The 3,952-nt window shown below is 65.3% G+C and carries 4 protein-coding genes and 1 pseudogene; 2 read left to right on the top strand and 3 right to left on the bottom strand.

From position 1 onward, the window contains the following. Both A2J02_RS15720 and A2J02_RS15715 read left to right on the top strand, forming a co-directional pair. The coding region (locus A2J02_RS15720; protein WP_068051067.1) for a copper resistance CopC family protein at positions 1-577 on the top strand (577 nt) is incomplete at its 5' end. Between the two features lie 10 nt (positions 578-587). Next, positions 588-1,544, top strand: a complete 957-nt coding sequence (locus A2J02_RS15715; protein WP_008720478.1) for a cytochrome c oxidase assembly protein — start codon at positions 588-590, stop codon at positions 1,542-1,544. 84 nt (positions 1,545-1,628) lie between these two features. Here the strand turns inward: A2J02_RS15715 and A2J02_RS15710 are convergent, their stop codons facing one another. The 3 genes and pseudogenes from A2J02_RS15710 to A2J02_RS15700 all read right to left on the bottom strand — a co-directional run. Beyond that, the gene (locus tag A2J02_RS15710; RefSeq protein WP_230558228.1) at positions 1,629-2,750 is read right to left on the bottom strand and encodes a M23 family metallopeptidase; all 1,122 of its coding nucleotides are present in this window, start codon (positions 2,748-2,750) and stop codon (positions 1,629-1,631) included. 239 nt (positions 2,751-2,989) lie between these two features. Continuing rightward, entirely contained in the window at positions 2,990-3,748 is a 759-nt protein-coding gene (locus A2J02_RS15705) for a DUF305 domain-containing protein (RefSeq protein WP_008720482.1), read from the bottom strand. Then, positions 3,745-3,952 (bottom strand): annotated as a pseudogene (locus A2J02_RS15700) (DUF3105 domain-containing protein); the annotation flags it as partial. The pseudogene A2J02_RS15700 and the gene A2J02_RS15705, both read right to left, overlap by 4 nt.

The following is a 3,952-nucleotide window of genomic DNA, read 5'->3' as shown; positions in this document are numbered from 1 at the left end:
GGTCGCCGTGCTCATGTGCGGCACAGCACTGTTCTCCGCGGCCCCGGCATCGGCGCACAGTGAACTCGTCAGCTCCGACCCCCCGGCCGATGTGACGCTCGAGTTCGCACCGATCGGCGTCGGCCTCAAGTTCAATCAGGACATCAACGAATCGTTCGCGACCATCAGCGTGGTAGGTCCTGGCGATACTCAGTGGACGCAGGGTACGGCCACGGTCGAGGGCCCCGACGTATCGGTCCTGCTCGAGGACGGCCTACCCAACGGGCAGTACACCGTCGGCTACCGCGTCACCTCCGCGGACGGGCACCCGATCACCGGGTCGTACGGCTTTTCGGTCGACGTCGCGGAGACCGCCACCCGCCCGGACGCTGCTGCACAGCAATCGCAGGGCGGTGCGACCTCGCCGGCTCCCTCGACCACGCCGACGCAGGCCTACGATCCGAACAACCCGTCCGCCAGCGAGGACCGGCCACCGAAACAGAACACCATGATGCTGCTCTCCATCGTGGGCCTGACTGTCCTCGGTCTCGCTGCCATCGCCCTGACGTTGGTGATCCGAGGCAAGGACAAGCAATGACAGGGGCCCGATGAACATCGCCGCCGTAACTCCCCCGGAAGGCCCGCCGACCCTGGCAGCGTTGCTGAGCTTCGATCTTCCGCCGCTCCCGATCCTGCCGATCGCCGGCATCGTCATGGCCGGACTGTACTGCTGGGGGCTCTACCGGATCCGCGGCCGGGGTATCGCATGGTCACGGTGGCGGAGTGCGAGTTTTCTGCTCGGCTGCGCGGCGCTGGTCCTGGTGACCGGACTGCAGGTCGAACGCTACGGATACAGCCTGTTCAGCGTCTTCATGTTCCAGCATCTGACGTTGTCGATGACCATCCCACCGTTGTTGGTGGTGGGTTCGCCCGGACGACTTCTGTTGCGTGCCACCGCTCATCACGGAGCCGGGCGGTGGGTACTGATCGCGGCGCTGACGGGGTTGCGTAGCCGCGCCGGGCGCATCGCACTACATCCAGGTCTGACGATCCCGTTGTTCCTCTTCAGCTATTACGGGCTGTATCTGTCGTCGATCTTCGATGTTCTCGCCATCACAGTCATCGGGCACGTATCGATGGAGATCTTCTTCTTCGCCAGCGGGCTGCTGTTCATCATCCCTGTGCTCGCCGTCGGCCCCCTCCCCGTTCGGCAGAGCAATCTGGGCCGGTTGTTCGACCTGTTCGTCGAGATGCCGTTGCATGTGTTCTTCGGTGTCATCCTGATGATGTCGAGCACCCCCATGCTCGCCACGTTCGCCTCCCCTCCCCCGCAGTGGGGTGTCGATCCGGTATCCGATCAGAAGCTCGCCGGGGCGCTTGCGTGGTCCTACGGTGAGCCGGTGGCCCTGCTGGTGGTGCTCATCTTCTGCATTCGGTGGAACCGGGACGAAAAGGAGGAATCGGCTGCCGCGGACCGGCACGCCGAAGAAGACGGGTACAGCGAACTCAACGCCTACAACGACTTTCTGAAAAAGATCGGTAGCGAGACCAGTCAACGGACCTGAGCTGTCGCGGCCGTCCCGCGCTCGGGGACTGCCGCGAGCTCATCGCCTGATCGCGCTTACTGGCAAGGGCCTGATCGGGCGCATTCATCGCGCACGTGTGCCCACCCCGATTCTGGCTCCACGCTCACCGAGCCAGGCTTGCGGATCGACCTTCTGTCCCGCGGGAGAAGTCGCCTCGAAATGCAGATGCGGACCCGTCGAGTTACCGCGGTTCCCGACCTCTGCAATCCGATCGCCCTTACGGACGCGCTGACCCACCGTGACCGAATTTCCGTTGTTGTGCCCGTAGGTGGTGATCGATCCATCGTCGTGTCTGATCCGAACCCACAGCCCGAAGCCCTGTGCGGGCCCGGCGCTGATGACCGTTCCATCGGCCGCGGCGACGATCGGTGAGCCCAGTGAGTCGGCGATGTCGACACCGCCGTGTTGTGTCCCGCTTCGGGTGCCGAAATTCGAGGTGACCAGTCCGCTGCTGGGTGCGACAGCAGACGCAGTACCTCGGGAGGTGGCCGAGCCACCGGACGTGGAACCGCGCTGCTGTGCTGCATCAGGAACAGAATCTTCGGGCGCGGTCGTCTCGGATGCGGGAGGGGTGTCGGTGGTGCCGGGCACGGGCGAATCGCGGCCGGTGTTGCCCGTCACCGGATCCTGTTCCCCACCTCGGTCGCCGTCATGCGGGACTGCGGGGTCGAGGGCGTCGACCTGGAGCGATGCGGCGATACGAAGGGCCAGGAGTGGGTCGAGAGTCGCCAACGGGGCCAGGCAGGACAGGGACTGCGCCGGGGCATTCGAGACTCCACGGGCGATGGCGTCGACGATGCATCCTGCCGACGCGGACACCGGGCCGGCGGTGTCCGCGATGACGCCGCCGGCCTGGGCGGCGGCCCACGTCGAGGATGCGAAGGCTGCGAGGTCTGCCACCGCGATCGGATCGGTACCGATTGTCGCGGCCCGATCGGCCAGGCGGATCAACCGGCTGACGGCGTCGGCGGTCTGCTGACCTTCGACCTCGTCCCCGGACTCCACGGCCGGTTGACCCGGATTCGCTTCGGCTACCGGGGCGTGCAGGAACACCGCACCGAGTGCGGCACCGACGATCACGTATGTCCGCGCACCTCGGCATGCGCGACGTCGCCCGCCGCTCGGCGTCGTCTTTCCCGCGTTGTTCACGTGGTCACCCCACCCTTCTCGTTGAATGCCGGTCACGATCGCAGTGGATGCCGTGTCGGCCGTGGGTCAGTGTTGCGTGATCCCATCGACACCACAAGCCCCTTCTGTCACACTCTCGACTGCATTCGTCGCTGTTTCGCCTATCGATTCGGCGTCGAAAGTGAGTGCTTTGCACAGTAACTCGACGATTCGACGCCTTTTCATGCGTGCCGATGCCGGTCATGGGGGTCATCCCAATCGTTATTACTATGCAACATAGTATTTAGATATCGGCGTCAGCTCTCCGGCAACGGTGAGACCCCGTGTGCGCTCAGCAGGACATCGATCTGACCGACCTCGGCGGTTTGCGCGGAGGCGATCGAGCCCGCGAGCGCGGCGACAGCGGGAACTGTCGCGTTCGCTGCTCCCTGCTCTGCCATCGGGATTCCCCCACGATGGTGGCGGCGGAGCAGTTGTAGATACCGGCCGTCGAATTCTTCGGCGTTCATCCGGCGAAGTGCCGTCAGCTCGGCGGTACTGGCCATGCCGGGCATCGACGTCGCGTCCTGTCCGCTGTCGTTCGCGGACGCGCTCATGTCCATCGGGTGACCCCCTGTCGAGCTGGCCCCGGTCATCCACGTCATCGTCGGGCCGTCGGGCAGATATGGCCTGTCCCACAGTGTCAACCAGCCTTGCATCGTGCCGACTTGGCTCTGCTGCGAGGTCAACACGTCGAAGGCGAGGGTCCGGATGACCGGATCCGTCGAGCGTCCCAACGCCATCGCCGACATCTCGATCGCCTGGTTGTGATGGACCGACATGTCCTGCGCGAAACCCACATCCACCGAATTCGATGCCGGTACGGCCACTCGTGCGCTGTCCGGTGTGAGCAGTACGCCGATGAGGACGCCGGACAGGACGAGAGCTGTCACCGCCAAGCCGATGAGCAGTGCCCTGGGCCTGGATCTGGGTCCCGTTTCCGCGGCGTCATTCTGTGCACTGTCGTTCTGTGCATCGTCGATCTGGGCATCGTCGGCCTGGCCGTGCACGGTCATCGACTCCCCTCCCCCATCGGCGCTGGCGCACTGTCGAGGGCCGGGTCTTCCTCGAGGGGCACCGCGTCCGGTCCTGGCTCGCTGGCGTCGAACGGCGGCGGGTTGTCGGGATCGAACGCGCCGGGAATGGTCGAGCAACTGGCTCCGCTCTCGGGGTGGGTCGAGGGGTTCTGTCGCAGAGCAGCGACGAACTGAGTGATGCGC

Origin of the sequence: Rhodococcus sp. EPR-147 (assembly GCF_001647185.1) — a bacterium.
In the GTDB taxonomy this organism is placed as follows: Bacteria; Actinomycetota; Actinomycetes; order Mycobacteriales; family Mycobacteriaceae; genus Rhodococcoides.
Note: the sequence above shows the minus strand (reverse complement) of the source record. Positions and strands in the feature narration are given on the sequence as shown.

Bases quoted from the DNA above. Each gene is read 5' to 3' on its own strand.
- A2J02_RS15715 (WP_008720478.1), top strand. From the start codon at position 588: ATGAACATCGCCGCCGTAACTCCCCCGGAAGGCCCGCCGACCCTGGCA.
- A2J02_RS15705 (WP_008720482.1), bottom strand. From the start codon at position 3,748: ATGACCGTGCACGGCCAGGCCGACGATGCCCAGATCGACGATGCACAG.